Source organism: Pseudomonas sp. (genome assembly GCF_037994325.1).
Taxonomy (GTDB): domain Bacteria; phylum Pseudomonadota; class Gammaproteobacteria; order Pseudomonadales; family Pseudomonadaceae; genus Aquipseudomonas.
Window position 1 is genome coordinate 1 of the sequence record NZ_JBBNAH010000648.1, and the last position, 18,924, is coordinate 18,924.

At 60.4% G+C, this 18,924-nt stretch carries 15 protein-coding genes; 14 read left to right on the forward strand and 1 reads right to left on the reverse strand.

Features of this window, described 5'->3' with window-relative positions; all coding sequences use genetic code 11:
* From AAAB16_RS21350 to AAAB16_RS21400, 11 genes are all read left to right on the forward strand, one after another.
* A partial coding sequence (locus AAAB16_RS21350; protein ID WP_340665138.1) for a glycosyltransferase family 4 protein occupies positions 1 to 740 on the forward strand: 740 nt, incomplete at its 5' end.
* A complete protein-coding gene (rfaP, locus tag AAAB16_RS21355) occupies positions 737 to 1,570 on the forward strand; it encodes a lipopolysaccharide core heptose(I) kinase RfaP (RefSeq protein ID WP_340665139.1) in 834 nt (277 codons plus the stop codon). The genes AAAB16_RS21350 and rfaP, both read left to right, overlap by 4 nt.
* On the forward strand, positions 1,563 to 2,300 hold the full coding sequence (locus tag AAAB16_RS21360) for a lipopolysaccharide kinase InaA family protein (protein WP_340665140.1): 738 nt from the start codon (positions 1,563 to 1,565) through the stop codon (positions 2,298 to 2,300). Before rfaP ends, AAAB16_RS21360 begins: the two co-directional genes overlap by 8 nt.
* Positions 2,297 to 3,043 carry a lipopolysaccharide kinase InaA family protein gene (locus tag AAAB16_RS21365; RefSeq protein ID WP_340665141.1) on the forward strand — a complete coding sequence of 249 codons (747 nt, stop codon included), beginning with the start codon at positions 2,297 to 2,299 and terminating at the stop codon, positions 3,041 to 3,043. The genes AAAB16_RS21360 and AAAB16_RS21365 overlap by 4 nt, the downstream gene beginning before the upstream one ends.
* Positions 3,040 to 4,461, forward strand: a complete 1,422-nt coding sequence (locus AAAB16_RS21370) for a lipopolysaccharide kinase InaA family protein (protein WP_340665142.1) — start codon at positions 3,040 to 3,042, stop codon at positions 4,459 to 4,461. The genes AAAB16_RS21365 and AAAB16_RS21370 overlap by 4 nt, the downstream gene beginning before the upstream one ends.
* Before the next feature lie 230 nt (positions 4,462 to 4,691).
* Positions 4,692 to 5,822, forward strand: a complete 1,131-nt coding sequence (locus tag AAAB16_RS21375; protein WP_340665143.1) for a glycosyltransferase — start codon at positions 4,692 to 4,694, stop codon at positions 5,820 to 5,822.
* Positions 5,822 to 6,718, forward strand: a complete 897-nt coding sequence (locus AAAB16_RS21380) for a GNAT family N-acetyltransferase (protein ID WP_340665144.1) — start codon at positions 5,822 to 5,824, stop codon at positions 6,716 to 6,718. Before AAAB16_RS21375 ends, AAAB16_RS21380 begins: the two co-directional genes overlap by 1 nt.
* Positions 6,715 to 8,148, forward strand: coding sequence for a PIG-L family deacetylase (locus AAAB16_RS21385; RefSeq protein WP_340665145.1), 1,434 nt, complete (start codon positions 6,715 to 6,717; stop codon positions 8,146 to 8,148). Before AAAB16_RS21380 ends, AAAB16_RS21385 begins: the two co-directional genes overlap by 4 nt.
* Positions 8,145 to 9,101 (forward strand): glycosyltransferase, encoded by a 957-nt coding sequence (locus AAAB16_RS21390; RefSeq protein ID WP_340665146.1) that lies wholly within the window; start codon positions 8,145 to 8,147, stop codon positions 9,099 to 9,101. Before AAAB16_RS21385 ends, AAAB16_RS21390 begins: the two co-directional genes overlap by 4 nt.
* A 43-nt stretch (positions 9,102 to 9,144) precedes the next feature.
* Positions 9,145 to 9,912, forward strand: a complete 768-nt coding sequence (locus tag AAAB16_RS21395) for a glycosyltransferase family 2 protein (RefSeq protein WP_340665147.1) — start codon at positions 9,145 to 9,147, stop codon at positions 9,910 to 9,912.
* Positions 9,902 to 11,092: an O-antigen ligase domain-containing protein gene (locus AAAB16_RS21400; protein WP_340665148.1), complete on the forward strand. Its 1,191-nt coding sequence runs from the start codon at positions 9,902 to 9,904 to the stop codon at positions 11,090 to 11,092. Before AAAB16_RS21395 ends, AAAB16_RS21400 begins: the two co-directional genes overlap by 11 nt.
* A 32-nt stretch (positions 11,093 to 11,124) precedes the next feature.
* Here AAAB16_RS21400 and AAAB16_RS21405 read toward each other — a convergent pair whose 3' ends face one another.
* Positions 11,125 to 13,209 carry a TonB-dependent receptor gene (locus tag AAAB16_RS21405; protein WP_340665149.1) on the reverse strand — a complete coding sequence of 695 codons (2,085 nt, stop codon included), beginning with the start codon at positions 13,207 to 13,209 and terminating at the stop codon, positions 11,125 to 11,127.
* 283 nt (positions 13,210 to 13,492) lie between these two features.
* Here AAAB16_RS21405 and AAAB16_RS21410 point away from each other — a divergent pair, with 283 nt between their 5' ends.
* From AAAB16_RS21410 to AAAB16_RS21420, 3 genes are all read left to right on the forward strand, one after another.
* Positions 13,493 to 15,886 (forward strand): glucose/quinate/shikimate family membrane-bound PQQ-dependent dehydrogenase, encoded by a 2,394-nt coding sequence (locus AAAB16_RS21410; RefSeq protein ID WP_340665150.1) that lies wholly within the window; start codon positions 13,493 to 13,495, stop codon positions 15,884 to 15,886.
* A 344-nt stretch (positions 15,887 to 16,230) separates the two neighbouring features.
* Positions 16,231 to 17,970, forward strand: a complete 1,740-nt coding sequence (locus AAAB16_RS21415) for a carbamoyltransferase (RefSeq protein ID WP_110617189.1) — start codon at positions 16,231 to 16,233, stop codon at positions 17,968 to 17,970.
* Positions 17,967 to 18,924, forward strand: a 958-nt coding sequence (locus AAAB16_RS21420) for a glycosyltransferase (protein WP_340665151.1), incomplete at its 3' end; no start/stop codon positions are given. The genes AAAB16_RS21415 and AAAB16_RS21420, both read left to right, overlap by 4 nt.

An 18,924-nucleotide genomic window follows, 5' to 3' on the forward strand; every position in this document is an offset into this window, starting at 1 on the left:
CTTCAGTCTTTGCCCCGGGCGCCAAGACTGAAGTGCTGATGATTTCCGAAGTGCAGCAACCGCTGTTCGTCAAACACTACGCCACCCCGGCTGCGCGCTTTCACCTGCTGCCGCCGGGCATTGCTGCAGACCGCAGAGCGCCGGCCAATGCGGCTGAAATTCGCGCTGATTTCCGCCAGGAATTCAAACTGGCAGATGACGACTTGCTGCTGGTGCAGATCGGCTCCGGGTTTAAAACCAAAGGTCTGGACCGCACCCTGAAAGCCGTCGCCGCACTGCCCAAGGAGCTGAAAAAGCGCACTCGGCTGATCGCCATTGGCCAGGACGATCCCAAGCCGTTCCTGCTGCAAGTCGCGGCATTGGGCATTAGCGAGCAGGTGCAGATTCTTAAAGGCCGCAGCGATATTCCGCGCTTCTTGCTGGGGGCCGATCTGTTGATTCACCCGGCGTACAACGAAAACACCGGCACCGTTTTGCTCGAGGCGCTGGTGGCCGGGTTGCCGGTGCTGGTTACCGATGTATGCGGTTATGCCCACTACATCCGCGAGGCTGATTGCGGTCGGGTGGTTGCCAGCCCGTTCCAGCAAGAACAGCTCAACAGCACCTTGCAAGGCATGCTTGAAGACGACGCGCTGCGGGCGAAATGGGCCGCCAATGGCTTGGCCTTCGCCGACAGCGCAGACCTATATAGCCTGCCGCAACGCGCGGCGGATGTGATTCTGGCGGAGAAGCAGGCGTGAAGTTGATTCTGGCTGAACCGTTCAAGCGCCTGTGGGCCGGCCGCGATGCCTTCGTTGAAGTCGAACGTCTGCAAGGCCAGGTATACCGCGAGCTGGAAGCGCGCCGCACACTGCGCACCGAAGTCGACGGTCGTGGCTATTTTGTGAAAATTCACCGTGGTGTCGGCTGGGGCGAAATCTTCAAAAACCTGCTCACGGCCAAGCTGCCGGTGCTCGGTGCCGGGCAGGAATACCAAGCCATTCAGCGCCTCACCGAAGTCGGTGTGCCCACCATGACCTCGGTGGCCTACGGCGAGCGCGGCAGCAACCCGGCCGAGCAGCATTCGTTTATCGTCACCGAAGAGTTGGCGCCGACCATTAGCCTGGAAGACTACAGCGTTAACTGGCTGGCCCAGCCACCTGAGTCACGGCTGAAATGGGCGCTGATTGCCGAGGTCGCACGTATGACCGGCATGATGCATAAGGCCGGGGTTAACCACCGCGACTGCTATATCTGCCACTTCTTGCTGCATACCGATAAGCCCGTGACGCCAGACGATTTCAAGCTCTCGGTGATCGACCTGCACCGCGCGCAAAGCCGGGCCACAATCACCCCGCGCTGGCGCAACAAAGACCTCGCCGGGCTGTACTTTTCCGCCCTGGGTATCGGTTTGACCCAACGCGACAAGCTGCGCTTTTTACGTGCCTATTTTCGGGCCGCTGGCGGTCCAAATAGCTTGCGGGAAATTCTCCGTAACGAGGCCGCTCTTCTGTGCTGGCTTGAGGCCAAAGCGGAAAAACTCCTGGCCCGCTACGCGCGCAAATATGCGCCGGGTGCTGGCAATGAGTGAGTGGCGGGTAAGCGACGACGCCTCGCCGGCAGTCGCCGCCGCATTTGCCGACCTGGAAACGGTGTTTGCCATGCACGGCGAGCGCATCACCCGAGACCCGCTTTCCGACGTGATTCGCGTCGAGGTCGAGGGCGTGCGTTATTACGTCAAACGCTACCGTGGCGCTGGCAAAGGCCTGCGCCGTTACCTCGGCCGCCCGCGGGTCAAGGCCGAATGGCAAAACCTCAAACACTTCGCCCGCTGGGGCATTCCTACCGCGCCTGTGGTGGCCTATGGGCTGGAACGCAGCAATGGCGTATTTGCCCGTGGTGCCCTGATAACCCGCGAGCTGGTTGGCACCGAAGACCTGGCCTATATGGCCAAGCACAACGACGCGCGTCTGCGTGATCGGCACTGGGTGGCCGCTATCAGCGAGCAGCTGGCCAACGCTACGCGCCTACTGCATGGGCATTGCTTTACCCATAACGATTTGAAGTGGCGCAACTTGCTGGTCAACCCCGAGGGCAAGTTGTTCTTTATCGATTGCCCGGCCGGTGGTTTTTGGTACGGGCCGTTGCTGCGCCGGCGTATTACCAAAGATTTGGCCTGCCTGGATAAAGTCGCCAAGTACAAGCTGTCGCGCACCCAGCGTTTGCGTTTTTATCTGCAATACAGCGAACGCACGCGGCTGAGCGGCAGCGACAAAAAACATATCGGTGAAATCACCCGGTTTTTCGAGGGGCGGGAATGAAGGACTTTATCGCCGCCGAGGATCGCGGCGTATTGCAGGCCCATCAGCTCGACTCGTTCGAGGCGTTGTGGGCGCTTGAACTGGCTGCGGTCGATGAGCCCAATACCGAGCGTGGCGGTTACAGCTCGGTGTCGCGCCTGGAGCTTGATGGCGTGGCGTACTACCTCAAACGCCAGACCAACTACCTGACCCGCAGCTGGCTGCATCCGTTTGGCGAGCCGACCTTTGCCCGCGAACTGCGCAATATTCAGCGCTACCAGAAGCTCGGCATCCCGGCCTTACGCGCGGCATTTTTTGCCGAGCGCAAAGTCGCGGGCGAGCGCCGCGCGTTATTGCTGACGCGGGCATTGGACGGCTGGCAAGACCTTGAGCATTGGCTGCTGGACTGGACTGCGCGCGATGAAAAACAGCGCCTGGCCATTCTGCGTGCTTGTGGCGAACTGGCGCGCAAACTCCACGATGCCAAGCAAATGCACGGCTGTTTCTACCCCAAACATATTTTTCTGCGCCAGGCCGGTGATGGCTTTGATGCGCAACTGATCGACCTGGAAAAAAACCGTCGCCTGGTATTCGGCAAACGCGACCGCATCAAAGACCTTGAGCCGTTATTGCGCCGCGCTGGCAGCTGGAGCGAAACCGAAGTCTGGTCGTTCCTTCAGAGTTACGTAGGCTCCGGCGGCGACCCCAACGACTGGCGCAACCGCCTGGGCGCGCGGCGCAAACATAAGGAGGCGCGGCATTGAATCTGGCCCAGCTGGCGGCGGCCGGGCGCTCGCCTGCGCTGCCGGTGCAGATTGAAATCGGCGCACAAACCCTGCAGCTGGAGCGCTGGCTGCGGATATTGCCGGGGCAGCGCTATGTCGGCCAGGCCACCTGGCAAGGGCGCACGGTGCTGGCCAAGTTACTGGTGGGCAGTAAGGCCGAACGGCATTTTCACCGCGAATGCGCGGGCGCTCGCCGCTTGGCTGATCAAGGCATGCTTACCCCGACGCTGCTCGCTGAGGGCTTTCAAGCGGGTGCCGGTGGTTGGCTGCTGTTCGAGTTTATCGAGCAGGCCGTCAGCCTTAACGATGCCTGGCAGGCGGTAGCCCATGAGGCGCCGTTGTCCGATGCTCAACAAGCCGTGCTTGGCCAAGCCTTGGGCTGCATTGCCCAGCTGCACAGCAAGGGCTTGTGGCAGTCTGATCTGCACTTGGACAACCTGCTGCGCCGCGACGACGCGTTGTACTTGATTGATGGCGGCGGCGTTAATGCCGAAACGCCTGGGCAGCCGCTGTCGCTGCCCGCCGTATTGCGCAACCTGGGCATGTTCTTCGCCCAACTGCCGGTGAGCCTTGATCCGTTTATCGAAGAACTGCTTATCCATTACCTGCTGGTAAACGGCGAGCATGCATTGCCGCTGGAGCGGCTGCTGGCCGAAGTCGCCACCGTGCGCAAATGGCGGCTGCGTGATTACCTGAAAAAGATCGCCCGTGACTGTTCGCTATTCAGCGCCCAGATCGGCGCCTTTGGTTTGCGTGTGGTGCGCCGCGAACGTGCCGACGAAATTGGTCCGTTGCTGGACGACCCAGACCAGGCGATCAAACAGGGCAAGCCGTTTAAAAACGGTGGCACCGCGACCGTGGCTGGTGTTGAGGTAAACGGCACGTCGACGGTGCTCAAGCGCTACAACATCAAAGGCATTGGCCACTGGCTTAAGCGCTTCTGGCGGCCGAGCCGGGCCTGGCACAGCTGGGTGGAGGGTAACCGTTTGCAGGTGTTGGGTATCGCCACGCCGCAGCCACTGGCGGTTATCGAACGGCGCTGGTGCTGGTTGCGTGGTCGCGCTTACCTGTTGACGGAGTACTGCGGCGGCGAAGACCTCATCGCGCGTTTCTCGCCGTACCTGCATAGCGCGCCGCCTGAGCGTGACCTGCTGGCGCTCGACCAGTTGTTTGCCGCGCTGATCCGCGAGCGCATCAGTCATGGTGACTTCAAAGGTCATAACCTGTTCTGGTACCGGGAGCAGTGGACCCTGATCGACCTCGATGCCATGCAGCAGCACAGCAACCAAGCCAGCTTTGCCAAAGCCTACGCCCGTGACCGTGCGCGGTTTTTGCGCAATTGGGCTAGCGGGTCGGCGTTGTATCAACTATTGGATCAGCGCTTGCCGCGAGTTTAAAGGCCGGGCTGGCCTACTCTGGGAAATTGCTAGCGCATAACGTGCAGCTTTCAGCGCGCGCTATGGGACAGAGCCGGCATATGCGCGCGGGCTGATTAAGCAAGCTTGCAGCTCTCTTTCTCTGCAGGCTTCGCTGTCATGACTGCATCGCCGATTTTCTCGTATCGCGCCGTGGCGCCCTTGCTTCGCCGTGGTGGTTCCCACGTATTCCATAGTGGGCGCGTCTTTCCATGACGCGCGCGGCCGAGCGCTCTGTGCTGCAGTTTTGCCACAGTTATGACGCGCCCTTTCTCGACTGTGCCCGCCAATACGCCAGCCTGTTTGCCGGCACGGCGTATCGGGTAACTACGGTGTTCCTCACCGGGGCTGCTGATGCCGACGTAGCGGCCGCCTGCGCCAGCGATGACGTGGTGTTTCTCGAGTACCGCTCGCAGGCTATTCGCGGCCTGAAACTCGGGGCCATAAGGGACGTGCGCAAGCTTGTCGCGTCGCGTAATTTCAGTTTTTGCATCGCCCATCGTTTCAAGCCGGTGTACATCGCCTTGCTGGCCACGTGCTTGCCGGTGATTGGCGTGCACCATGGCTTCGCTGACTACCAGCGGCCTACTCGCAAACTATTTGCCCATCTGTTTCGCCAGCGCTTGAGTCTGCTGGGGGTGTCCGATGCGGTCCGCGACGATATACGCCGCTGCCTGCCGAGCTGGTCGCCGCAGCGCATTGCAACCTTGTATAACCGCATTGATATCGCCGCCCTGCAGGGCCAACAACTGCCGGCTGCCGACGCCCGCGCCAGGCTGGGTTTAGCTGCAGATGCCTGGGTGGTGGGTAATGTTAGCCGCCTGCATCCGGACAAAGATCAGGCCACATTGCTTCACGGTTTCGCTGCCGCCCTACCGGGCCTGCCGCAGAACAGCCAGTTGGCCATCCTCGGCAGCGGCCGCCTGGAGCAGCCGCTAAAGAAGCTCGCCAGCGAGTTGAATATTGCCGACCGACTGCGGTTTTTCGGTCAGGTGGCCGATGCGCGCTGTTATTTCCGTGCCTTTGATGTGTTCGCCTTGAGCTCGGACCACGAGCCCTTTGGCATGGTCTTGCTGGAGGCCATGGCCGCTGGTGTGCCGTTGGTGGCTACCGACTGCGGGGGTGCCCGCGAGGTGGTGAACGGCGTGGGCACGCTGTTTCCGCTGCGCGATGTGCAGTGTCTGTCGCAGAGCTTGCAGCATCTGGCTGCCTGGGATGAACAGCAGCGTCAGCTGTGCGCAAAGCGAATGCACGAACGTTTGGCTGAGCGTTTCTGCGACGGTGCAGGGCGTGCGGCATTCTGGCAGTTACCGCAGGTCGTCGACCTGACGGCGAGGGTGTGATGCTTAACCCTATGCAGAGTTGGCGCGAGCGCGGTTGGGAGGCGATTGATGCTGCCGGTTATGCCGATGCCTGGCAGCGTTTTGGTGGCAGTGTGGCGACCCACCCGCTGGTGGTGGAGCGTCTGGCGGATCTGGCGCAGATTCCTGTGCGTTATCTCGGCTGGCGGCAACAGGGTCAGCTACAGGCGGCGATTCCCACTTGGGGGCGCGACTTGGCGCTGTCCAAAAGCGTACTCAAGCGCCGGGGTAAAAAAGGCCTGTTTGACCTCGGTAATGCCGAACTGATTTTGCCGGCTGCGGACAATGCCCAGGCGCCGCTGCGCCACCGTGGGCGTTATTTGTCGACGCTAAATAAAGGGCGCTTCGCCAGCCTTAGGCTGCAGGCCGAGCGGTTGGCCATGGCGCGTACGCCGGAGGAGTTGTCGAAGAAGTTTCGCTACAACCAGCGCCGTGAATTGCGTGTGCTGGAGGAGGCGGGGGCGGTCGTGAGTGCCGTTGGTGAGTTCTCCAGCGTTGAGCTGGCGGGCATCTACTGTGAGCTTTTCCAGCGCCGTTGGGGGTTCGCCGCCACCGGGGCCGAGCATATGGCTGAGGTGCTGGAGCGTTTACGCGAGCTGTTAATTGGCTCGGTCATTTTTCTCGGCGGCGCACCGATTGCCGTGCAATTGGTGTATCGCGTGGAAGCGCCACAGTGGATCAGCGTCGAGTTCATCAACGGTGGTGTCGACCCGCAAACACGCGACTTCAGCCCCGGCAGCGTATTGAGTTTTCTCAATACCCAGAGTGCCTGGGAGCAGGCCCGCGCCGCTGGCAAGCCCTTGCGTTACTCGTTCGGGCGCGCCGACCGTGAATACAAAGCGCGCTGGTGCACGCCGGTTCCGGTGTTTTACGTATGAACAGCGTGCCCAATCGTAAGCAGCAATTGCTCAAACGCCACCGGCGCAATAAACGTATCGGGCTGGTAGTAGGCCTTTTGCTATTGCTGGCCTTAGGAGTGCTGGTGGCCTGGTGGCTGCCGCCGCTACTCGCGGTGCTGGGCTGGGTCGCGCATGAAGCCTGGTTTGCCGACCATCTGTTCTACTCGCCAAGAAGCGACTACGACTACCAACTGCAGGCTGATGAGCAAGTCAGCCTGAGGCTCGTGGGCGGGCGCTTGCAGGTGCCGGATAGCCTGGCACTCGCCGAGGGCGACACGTTGATTCTCAAGGTCAGCCTCAAGTCCGCTTGGCTGGGCCACTGGCTTGATCCGGGCGTGCTGATTGCGGGCACCTTCGCCGATTGCCAGGATTTCGAACGGGGTGTGCGCGGCGTGCGTTACCTGAATCTGACCAGCCAGCACGCCGCATTGGCCGCAGGCAAGTTGATGCTCAAAGGCCGTTTTTGCTCGGTGGCAGAGACTGTTGAGTTGTCTGTGCTGCGCCACCCTGACTACCGCAGCCAGCGCGTGCTGGTCATTGCTCCACATGCCGACGATGCCGAGCTGGCGGCGTTTGGTTTGTATAGCCAGGCACAGAGCTGGATTGTGACCATTACCGCCGGTGAAATTGAAACCGAGCACTATCAGCACATGGGCTTTGCGGGCGGTGACGCCGCGCGCCTGAAGGGCTCGCTGCGCGCCTGGGACAGCATCAGCGTGCCGTTGTGGGCCGGAGTGGCGCAGGAGCGTTGTATTCAGTTGGGCTACTTTTGCATGCAGCTGACGGCCATGCAGGCGACGCCCGAGCAGGCGATTGCCTCGCGCGAAGCTGAGCTTAGCGACACCCGCTACTTCCGCCGTTTCAACCGGTTCACCCTGGCCAGTGACCAGGACGGTCTGCCGACCTGGCGCAACCTGGTCAACGATCTCTGTGAGCTGATTGAGCAAATTCAGCCGCAAGTCATCGTTTTGCCCCATCCGCGCTTCGACCCACACCCCGATCATCTGTGTTCACAACAGGCGGTGATGCAGGCGCTGAGCCGCACTAATTGGCAGCCGCAAACCTTGCTGCACTATGCCAATCACCTGCACGACAACGACCGCTGGCCAATGGGCGCGAGCGGGCGCGGCGTGGCCTTGCCACCACAACTGCACAGCCAGGAGCCGCTGTGTCCCTGGTCGCTGAATATGTCCTCCGAGCGGCAGTGCAATAAGGCCATGTCGCTGGGCATGATGCATGACCTACAGCCGCCTGCGCCGCTCAAACGCCAATTGCGCCGGCTGATCCAGCGCTTTCTGGCCGGGCGGGCGTTGCCGGTTTATGGGCAGAACGAATTTTTCCGCAAAGCGGTACGCCTGCATGAGTTGTTCTGGGTTGCCCGGTACCCGAGCAAAGGAGGCGGCGTGTGAGGGTTCTGCTGTTGGTGCAAAAAACGCAGCGGGCCATTCTTGATCGCCTGTATGACGGTATCGCCGAGTGTTGCGAGTGCGACAGACGCGAGCTGACCCGCGAGCAGCAGGCTGATCTGCGCGGCTACTTTCGCCAGCATGTCGAGGTCAGCCACTACGAGCGCATCGTGTTGTTTTTGCGCTTCAAGAAAGAAATCCGCCAGGTCGGTTTTATCCGCAGCCTGCCCAATCTGGTGATTCTCGAACACGACGCCTACCAGAATTACATCCCCTGCAAATACACCGGCACGTTTAGCGCCTACTACCGCAAGCTGCCGTGGGCGCGGGTAATCAGTTCGGGGTATGGGGTCTGCCAGCGCTTACGTGACGAGGGTGTGGATGCCCACTTTGTGCCCAAGGGCTACGACCAGACGCTGCTGCACAATCGTCAGCGTGAGCGCGATATCGAGTTGGCCTTTGTCGGCAGCCTGAACAGTGTGGCCTATAACGGGCGAACGGCGATGCTGGCGTCCATAGCCGAGGCGCAGGACTTGCAGATCATGCGCACAGCGTCTGGTGAGGAGTACGGCGAGGCGCTTAACCGCATTCGTTTCTTCGTCAGCGCCGATGTCGGCATGGGCGAATACATGATCAAGAATTTTGAAGCCATGGCCTGCGGCTGCGTGTTGCTGGTGTTTGATCAAGGCCATGAGGAAAACCACGCGCTGGGATTTGTCGACCTGCACAACGTGGTGTTGTACCGCAGCCGTGAAGAGCTGCTGCAAAAGTTGGCGCGGCTGCGTGCAGAGCCGCAGTTAGGTAACGCTATCGCGGCGGCTGGTCAGGCGTTGGTGCAGGAGCGTTACAGCTTTCGTGCCATTGGCCACGCCGTGGTGGCGTGCATGCAGGCTCCGTTGCGAGCGCGCAAAGATATGGATTGGCAAGAAAAACTACGGTTGGCCTTAGGTTTTTAAACTCGGGCGGCACGCCGTTCATTGAGAGACTAGTTACGCACCTATGTTGTTTAGCGAAAACAGTGATATCTCGGTAGTGGTGACCAGTTGCGGTCGTTTCGAGCTACTAAAACGCACCCTGGAGACGCTTGATCGCTTCAATACCACGTCCATTCGTCATGTGTTTATCACCGAAGATTCCGGTAATCGCGCGGTTGAAGCGTGCATTCCTGAGCACTGGCGCGAGCACACTCAGTTCTTCATCAATATGCCGCGCTTGGGGCAGTTGCGCTCCATCGACTTGGCCTATGAACAGGTGCAAACGCCGTGGATATTCCACTGCGAGGATGACTGGGAGTTCTACCGCGAGGGGTTTATCGAAGACTCGCGACTGCTCCTTGAAGCGGACCCGCAAGCCCTTCAGGTATGGCTGCGTAGCTACCACCATGACCTTGCCATCCACAGCCCTTACCTGTTTCTCAATAAACGTCAGGTGCTTGATGGCGTGCCGTTTTATGTCGTGGGTTCGCACAAAAATGACTGGCAAGGTTTCTCGCTTAACCCCGGGCTACGGCGCCGTGCGGACTACCTTAAACACGCACCCTATGCCCGCTTCGCGGGTGAAAAAGCCTTGTCGCGCCTCTACGCCGACGAAAACCGTTACGCCTTGATTGTGGAAAACGACGCGGTGCTGCACACCGGTTTTGCCGGCCATGTTGAGGTGCCGCAAGAGCGCGCAGACAAACAGCGGCGCAGGCGCCGTGATCGGGTCAAATTACTCGCGGTACTGGTACTGGGGTTGGCTGCGGGATGGTTGGCTCATGGTGTTTGAGCGCTTGAAGGCAAACGCTACAGCGCTGTATTTCAACCTGGCGTTGTGCGTGTTTTTGCTCAGTTACGTGCTGGGGCCGTCGGCGAAATTGACCAACACGATTTTTTACGCGCTGATCGCGTTGCCCGGCGCGCTCTTTTTGCTTAAGGCACCGGGCCGTGGGCTTGTGAAAGAGCCGCTGGTGATTGGCTGGTTGGTGTTCCTCGCCTGGTTTCTGCTGCCGGCAATGATTGCCGGTAGCTGGCAATTTTATAAGCACATTCTCTATACGCTGTTATTTGTGCTGGTGGTGGCCGCGCTAACGGACCCGCAATTGTTCCGCCGCCAACAGTTTGTACGTGCGCAGTTCTGGATGCTGTGTGGGTACATCTATGTGAGTGCGTTCTATAGCTGGAGCAGCGGCCACTATCTGCCCGGTAACCGTTTGGCTTTGCTGCCCGCGCGTCTGGATAACGTGGTGTACACCAGTGCCTGGCTGGTCAGCGCCCTGGGGCTGGGGATGCCGAGCTGGGTACGAGGCAAGCGCTGGATTGAAGGCGTGGCGGCGGTCTTGCTGGCATTAGTGGCCGTGGCGTTTGTGCTGCAAACCCGGACGGCCTTGGTCGGCGGGGCCTTTCTACTTTGTCTGTGGCTGCTATATGGCGTGCGGCATAAACCCAGGCTAACGGCGCGGGTCTTGTTGGCGGGAGCGGTGGTGGGGGCTGCAGCGCTAGCGATTATCTACCAGCAATCCTGGTGGCACAGCCTGTGGGCGCGTGGCGACTCTTACCGTGGCGAGATCCTGCGCATCATGCTCGGCGAATGGCAGAACTGTGGCTGGCTGCTGGGCTGCGGCACGGGTTTCCACACCACAGCGCTACTGGCTGGAAGCATGCCGATCATGCACCCGCACAATATCTTCGTAGCGCTTGGGGTGTATGCCGGGGCGCCGGCCCTTGTGCTATTTGTCGCAGTGATGGCTGCCACGTTGGTCTACGCCTGGCGGTTTCGCGATGCCTGGGGCGTATTCCTGGCTTGCTCACTGGTCATGCTTAACTTCGATGGCAGCCTGATTATTGGCAACCCAGACGAGCTCTGGCCGCTGGTGTTGCTGCCTGCTGCCATGGTGCTGGGCCGCGCCTTGCAGGCGCCGAATGGCCGTCACCGGCAGACGGATAAAACGCTAGGCCAGCTCGCTTGACCGGCTCTGGAAATGCCCACGGTGCAGGTTGATTAGTCGAATTGGTACGAAGCACCAACGCCTGCATACCAACTGCGCCCCGGTGCCGCTTCGTAGTAACGGCTATTGCCGTCGCCAACGATTACCGAACCGACATATTGCCTATCCAGCACGTTCTCCAACCGCACCAGCTGGTGCACGGTCCACGGCCCTAACTGCTGCTCAAAGCGCGCGCGCCAGTTGAAGACGCTGTAGGCCGGCGCCGGTTTGGCGCTGTTACTGTCTTCGACATACACCTTGCTGCGGTACAAGCCTTCGATGGCCGTGCTGATGCCCTCAACCGGTTGCCAATTGAGTTCGGCAAACAGCGTGGTGCGCGGTACACCGGGCAGGTCATTGCCGCTGTCGACGGTGCGCGCGCCGCTGACAAAGCTGGAGTCGTATTGCGCGGCCAGGTAGCTGTAGGCGAGGTTGGCGCTCCATTGTTCGTTAAGCTGGCTTTCCACGCCCAACTCAACGCCGCGGCGCACGGTTGGGCCAGCGTTTTGGTAGCTGGTGCGGCCGTTGCTGTTGGCGAACACGACGATTTCGTCTCGGGTGTCGATCTGAAACACCGCGGCATTGACCCGTGTGCTTTCCCCAATCAAGGCCTTTAGCCCCAACTCGTATTGCTTGCTGGTGGATGGGTCGAGGTCGTAGTTCACCCCAGTGGTATTGTTTGGTGCGTAGGCCAGTTCGCCTTGGGTGGGTGTTTCGAAGCCTCGGCCAACGCTGATATAGCCGTTGAGCTCCGGGGTAAAGGCGTAGCCCAGGCTTAGCGAGGGGTTGGCTTGCTCATAGCGGCGGTTGCCGCTGTCATCGCCGTTGACCAGGTAACGGTCGTCGACATCAATTTCCACCGTGCTGTAGCGCAGGCCGCCTTGCAGGGTCCAGTCGCCGATTTTCCAGGTGGCTTGGGCATAGGGATCAAGGCTGGTGGCGGTGTCTTTCTCGTCGCGGCGCAGTTCGCCTTTTACTCCCAGTCGGTTGGCGGAGAAGTTCTGGTAACCCTGGCGGTCGTCTTCGCTTCGGTCGTAATCCAAACCGAACACCAGATCGATGTCGCCTAACGGTTGTAGCCAGCGCAGGCTGCCGCCGTAGAACGTACGGTCGAAGGCGACAACACCGCCGCCGTAAAGGTTGTTGGACGGTGTGCCGCGGGGAATCGACAGGTACTGAATCACGCTGCGCTTACCCACGTAGAGCGTGTTCTGCAGCGTCGCCTCGCCAAAGTAGTGTTCGTAGTTAAGGCCCAACTGCTGGTGGTCGATGCTTTTGCGCGTGTTGTAAATCTCGGCGTTGGCGGTGACCGAACGCGGGTCGGCTTTATAGGCTTCCCAGGTTTGCCCCAGCGGGTCTTGGGTGCCGTTCTGCTCCAGGCTGCTGTAAATCAGGCTGAGTTTGTCGTCGGGGCTGGGGTTTAGGTTCAGCTTGGCAAACGTCTGATCGCGACGGGCAGCGCTGTGGTCGCGGTAGCCGTCGGTGTCCATGCGCGAGGCATCGAGGAGAAAACCGGCGGTGCTGTTTCCGCCCTCGGCGCTGAGGTGGTTGCGCTGCATACCGTCGCTGCCGAACAGGGTGTCGGCGCCGACTTTCGCCGGGCCTTCGGGGTCGCGGGAAAACACCTGAACCACGCCGCCGGCATTGCTGCCATATAAAACAGAGGCCGGACCGCGCAGCACCTCGATGCGCTCGGCGGTGTCGAGGTTAAAGGTGGCGGCCTGGCCTTGGCCGTCGGCCGTGCTGGCCGGAATACCGTCGCTGATCAGCTTGAGACCGCGCACGCCAAACGCGGAACGGGCGCCAAAGCCACGGGACGAAATCTGTAAATCCTGGGCGTAGTTCTGCCGGTTCTGCACCACCAGACCGGGGACGCGGGTGAGCACTTCCGAGGCGTTTATGCCCAATTGCCCGTCGCTGATCTGCTGACGATCTACGCTATCTATCGAAAAGGGCAGGCCGAAGCTGGCGCTGGACAGTCGCGAGCCGGTGATAACCAGCGGGTCGAGTTGCACCGATGAGGTGTCGGCGTTGGCTGTGCTAACGGCGAATACAGTCAGCAACACGGAGTAGGGTGGCAGTCGGTTCAATGCATTCATCGCCGGCGTTATACAGGGCCGAAAAGGCCCGTGCGGTCCTGGGCTGAGCATAGTGGGCGATTATCGACCATAAAGTCACGCGCCGCCGAACCGCTCTGCCAGTGGGTTTGCGGCTTTTTTCAGATTGTTCGCGGGCTAATGACCTACGCCACACAAGGTGTATGCGCTAGGGATGCAGGGCAGAATCCGCGCCCTTTACGGCACTGGCCGGTGGCCGGCCGCCTGGTTTTTCCGTTAGGTGCTAGCGCGCCTGGCAGATTGAGACAGCGAGAGGATAGTGAGTATGAGTGACCCGATACGCGTTGGAGGGCCCCGCGCAGGCGACTTGGCCCGTTGGCTGCTGGTGCTGGTCGGCGTGGCGATAGCCTTGGTTGGTCTGTACCTGATCGGCGCCGGTGGCTACCTGGCGGTGCTCGGCGGCAGTTGGTACTTCGTGCTCTGTGGCGTGGCCACGCTGGGCGCTGGTGTCTTGATCACCAAGGGCAACCCCAACGGCGCCTGGTTATTCGGCATTGTTCTGCTGTTGTCGGTGATCTGGGCTGTATGGGAAGCCGGGCTGGAGTTCTGGCCGCTGGTATCGCGCTTGGCTGTTTTTACTGTGATCGGTCTGGTGGTGACGCTGCTCTATCCAACCCTGCTGCGCGCCTCGCCTGAGCTGCATGAGGGCAATGGCCGTGGTGCGTACGTGTTGAGCGGCCTGCTGGCCTCTGTGATTGTGGCCGGCTCTGCCTATGCCTTTGTGCTTAACCCGATTGTGGCGGCTGACCACCAGGCAGCCGTGACCCCAGTGGTTAAGGGCCAGGAACAGAAAGACTGGAAGCACTGGGGCAATACCACCCATGGCGATCGTTTCGCCGCGCTGGACCAGATCAACAAAGACAATATCGACACGCTGCAAGTGGCCTGGACCTTCCGTAGCGGCGACCTGCCGCAGAGCACCGGTTCCGGTGCCGAAGACCAGAACACCCCGCTGCAAATCGGCGACACCCTTTACCACTGCACCGCCTACGGCAAGGTGTTTGCCCTGGATGCCGATAGCGGCAAAGAGCGCTGGCACTTCGACCCCAAAGGCTCGGCACCGAACTGGCAGCGTTGCCGTGGCTTGGGTTTCTATGAGGAAGCGCCCGCCGCTGCGGGTGAGGTGGCGGCTCCAGTGGCCTGCGCCAAACGCATCTTCCTGCCGACTATTGATGCCCGCCTGATCGCCCTTAACGCCGAAACCGGTGAGCCGTGCGCTGACTTTGGCAACGCCGGTACGGTGGATTTGAAAACCGATATGGGCGAAGTCAAAGACGGTTACTACCAACAGACTTCGACGCCGCTGGTAGCCGGCAATGTCGTGGTGGTGGGCGGCCGCGTCGCGGATAACTTCTCCACCAACGAGCCGCCAGGGGTGGTGCGCGCGTTCGATGTGCACAGTGGCGAATTGGTCTGGGCCTGGGATCCGGGCAACCCACAAACCACCAAGCGGCCGCCAGAAGGGCAGACCTACACTCGCGGCACGCCGAACGTGTGGTCGGCGATGGCCTATGACGAGAAACTCGGCTTGATCTATCTGCCAACCGGTAACGCCACCCCTGATTTCTGGGCGGGTGAGCGCACCGAGCTGGACGATAAATACAGCTCCTCGGTCGTCGCCGTCGAAGCCGCCACCGGCGCGGTGAAATGGCACTTCCAGATGACCCATCACGATCTGTGGGACTTCGATATTCCCGCGCAACCGCTGCTCTACGATGTGCCGGACGATGCCGGCGGCACCCAGCCGGCGCTGGCTCAAATTACCAAGCAGGGGGAAATATTCCTGCTCAACCGCGCCACCGGCGTGCCGATTGCCAAGGTCGATGAAAAACCTGTGCCGCAAGGCAATGTGCCAGGTGAACGTTACTCGCCGACCCAGCCGTTCTCGGTGGATATGCCGTCAATTGGCAACCAGCAACTGCATGAAGCGGACATGTGGGGCGCCACGGTATTTGACCAGTTGCTCTGCCGCATTCAGTTCAAAGGCATGCGCCACGAAGGCGTATACACCCCGCCAGGCCTGGACCGCGCCCTGCAATTCCCTGGCTCGTTGGGCGGTATGAACTGGGGCAGTGTGTCGGTGGACCCGACCACCAACTATATGTTCGTCAACGATATGCGCCTGGGCCTGGCCAACTACATGATTCCGCGCGAGAAAATCGCTGCCGGGGCCAGTGGTATTGAAATGGGTGTGGTGCCGCAAGCCGGTACGCCGTTTGGCGCCATGCGTGAACGTTTCCTCTCGGTGGCCGGTATTCCGTGCCAGAAACCACCGTTCGGCACCCTGTCCGCCATCGACCTGAAAACCCGCAAATTGGTTTGGCAGGTGCCGGTTGGCACCGTGCAAGACACCGGCCCGCTGGGAATCAAAATGCACCTGCCGATTCCGATTGGCATGCCAACCCTTGGCGCGTCGATGGCGACCCAATCGGGCCTGCTGTTCTTCGCTGGCACTCAAGACTTCTACCTGCGTGCGTTCGATAGCGGCAGCGGCAAGGAAGTGTGGAAAGCGCGGCTGCCGGTGGGCAGCCAGTCGGGGCCGATGACCTATGTGTCACCGAAAACCGGTAAGCAGTACATCGTCGTCAGCGCCGGTGGCGCCCGACAATCGCCCGAGCGCGGGGATTATGTAATCGCTTATGCGTTGCCGGAAAAGTAGCAGGGCGTCGCCTTGCATCCTTGTTCTCGCCAGCAAACCGGGGCTGCGCGTACGGCCCGAGCAAGCTGTTATGGGGCCTGCGCTGTGGCAGGCAGAACTCTGGGTCCCCGCCTGCGCGGGGACGACGGAGGGTTTTGCTGCATTAACCGTCATTCCCGCGCAGGCGGGAATCCATAACTCCCCCGGCGGACGGTACTCGCCGCCACAGCCTGCCACCACGCTCGCGCCCAACATAACGCAGCGGCTATAATCCCCCGCTTTATCAGACAGCCCGTGGTTTTCCCGGCCTGTTGTCCGACTTTTCGCGCTGGCCACTGGCCATGCGTCGTTGCAAGAGGTTTCCCGTGGCATTGACGATTCTCGGCCTTTCCGGCGCCCTCAGTCATGATCCTTCCGCTGCCTTGTATATCGACGGCAAGTTGATCGCGGCGGCCGAAGAAGAGCGCTTTGTGCGCGACAAGCACGCCAAGAACCGCATGCCCTATGAGTCGGCCAAGTTCTGCCTGGAGCAGGCCGGTATCAAGCCTTCGGATGTTGATGTGGTGGCCATTCCCTTTGCCCCGATCAGCTTGTTTGGCAAGGCGCGTTGGCATTACGCCAAGCGCTACTGGTATGCGCCGGACCGCTCCCTAGACGCGATTTTGATGGGTAACCGCCGCTACAAGCGCTACCGCAACAAGATTGTCTGGTGCCTGGAGCAACTGGGTTTCGACCCGAAAAAAATCAAAATCGAGCCGGTTGAGCATCACCTTGCTCACGCCTCCAGTGCTTACCACTGCTCGGGCTTTACCGAGAAGACCGCGATCATGGGCATCGACGGCAAAGGTGAGTACGCCACCACGTTCTTTGGCTATGGCGAGAACGGCAAGATCCACAAGATCAAAGAATTCTTCGATCCGGACTCCCTCGGCGGCCTCTACGGCGCGATCACCGAGTTTCTCGGTTTCGAAATGCTTGATGGCGAGTTCAAGGTCATGGGCATGGCGCCGTATGGCGACGCCAGCAAGTACGATTTCTCCCGTTTGGCCAAGTTCGAGAACGGCGAGCTGATCATCAACACCGAGTACGCCAACGTCATCGGCCTGCGCCGCTATAAAGAGAACGGCAAGGGCTTCTATTTCTCGCCCAAGCTGATCGAGTGGCTGGGTCCGAAACGCGAAGGCGATATCGCCGACGACCCGTACATCCATTACGCCGCCAGCATGCAAGCGCTGTTCGAGAAGCTGGCGTTGCAGATGATGGATTACTACCTGGGCGACATTCTCAAAGAAACCGGCAAGATCGCCTTTGCTGGCGGTTGCGCGCTGAACGTTAAACTCAACCAACGCATCATCGCCCGCCCGGAAGTGAAGGAGCTGTTTGTACAGCCGGCTTCCGGCGACGCCGGTACGGCCGTTGGCGCTGCGGCTTATATCTCGCACAAGCGCGGTGTGCCGGTGGAGAAGATGGAGCACGTTTACCTCGGCCCGTCCTACTCCAACGAAGACGTGATTGCCGCCTGCGCCCGCCATCCGAGCAAACCGGTATGGAAACAGATCGACAACATGCCGCAGCGCATCGCTGAAATCATGGTCGCCGGCAACCCGGTGGCTTGGTTCCAGGGCCGTATGGAGTTTGGTCCGCGTGCTCTTGGCGGCCGTTCGATCATTGGTTGCCCGAGCATTGCCGGGGTGGCCAACCGCATCAACGAACAGATCAAGTTCCGTGAGCGCTGGCGCCCCTTCTGCCCGTCGATGCTGGATACCGTCGGCCCGCAGATGATCAAAGTCGACCACCCGGCGCCGTTTATGACCTTCACCTTTGAAGTGGCCGAAGAGTGGAAAACCCGCGTGCCGGAAGTGGTGCACGAAGACGGCACGTCCCGGGCCCAGGTGCTTAAGCGCGAGTACAACCCGCGCTACTACGACATGATGAAGGCCCTCGAAGACCTCACCGGCAATGGCGTGTCGCTGAACACGTCGCTGAACCGCCGTGGCGAGCCGATGATTTGCTCGCCAACCGATGCGCTGAATATGTTCTTCGGCTCGGACCTGCAGTACCTGATCATGGAAGACATTCTGGTGGTCAAGGAAAGCGCCAGTTGATCGGCGCTGTTGCGGAAGGCGAGGGCACGCGTATGCGCATTTTGATCATCAACCGTCAGGAGCGCGCGCGCTCGCTGGACACCATGTACAACCGGGTGGTTGAGCTAAACCCTGGTTCGCAGATGATCAAACTGTCGAAAGAGCAGATCCGCGTGCTGCCGAAAACGCTCAAGGAGTTGGACGTTTCCGGCTTTGATCGGGTGTTGTTCGACATCCCCTTGCGCCGGGTGGCCCATGCTTTTGCCCGCGTTCGCGCGCTACCAGGGTTGGTGTATTACGAAGAGGACGCGTATCAGGAATTTATGGGCGAAAGTAAATTTCACTCCAAATTTCTGACCTTCTTTAAATCCCTCAACGGTAGCCCGGTGATTTTCACCAGTGCTTCGGTGCGCGACTATTTTGGCTCGCGCGGGGTGAGTGCGCATTTTGTCGCCAAGGCGTTTGATGACGCCCACCTGCATAACCTCAACGGCCCGCGTGATATCGACTTGGCCTTTGTCGGTCGGGTGAATAATCAGGTGTACAGCCGGCGCAAAGAGCTGCTCGACCGCGTGGCGGCCAGTACGCCGCTGCAGTTGCTGCGCACCGAAAGCCCGGACGAATACCTGGCGGTGCTTAACCGCATCAAGTTCTTCCTCAGTGCCGACATTGGCTTCAATGAGTACATGGCCAAGAACTTCGAGGCCATGGCCTGTGGCTGCATTTTGCTCGCCAAGCGCCAACCGACCGAGGATGCGCTGCTGGGGCTGGTCGATATGGTCAATGTGGTGCACTACGACACGGTCGAGGAATTGCTGGAGAAGTACACGCACCTGCTGGCGCATCCCGACGAGGCCGCAGCGATTGCCAAGGCTGGTCACGACTTGGTATTTGAACGCCACCGACTGAGTCAGCGCGCTGAAGAGTTTTCCGCCGTGCTGGCGTTGCCGCACCAGAATCCTCAGGGTGTACACC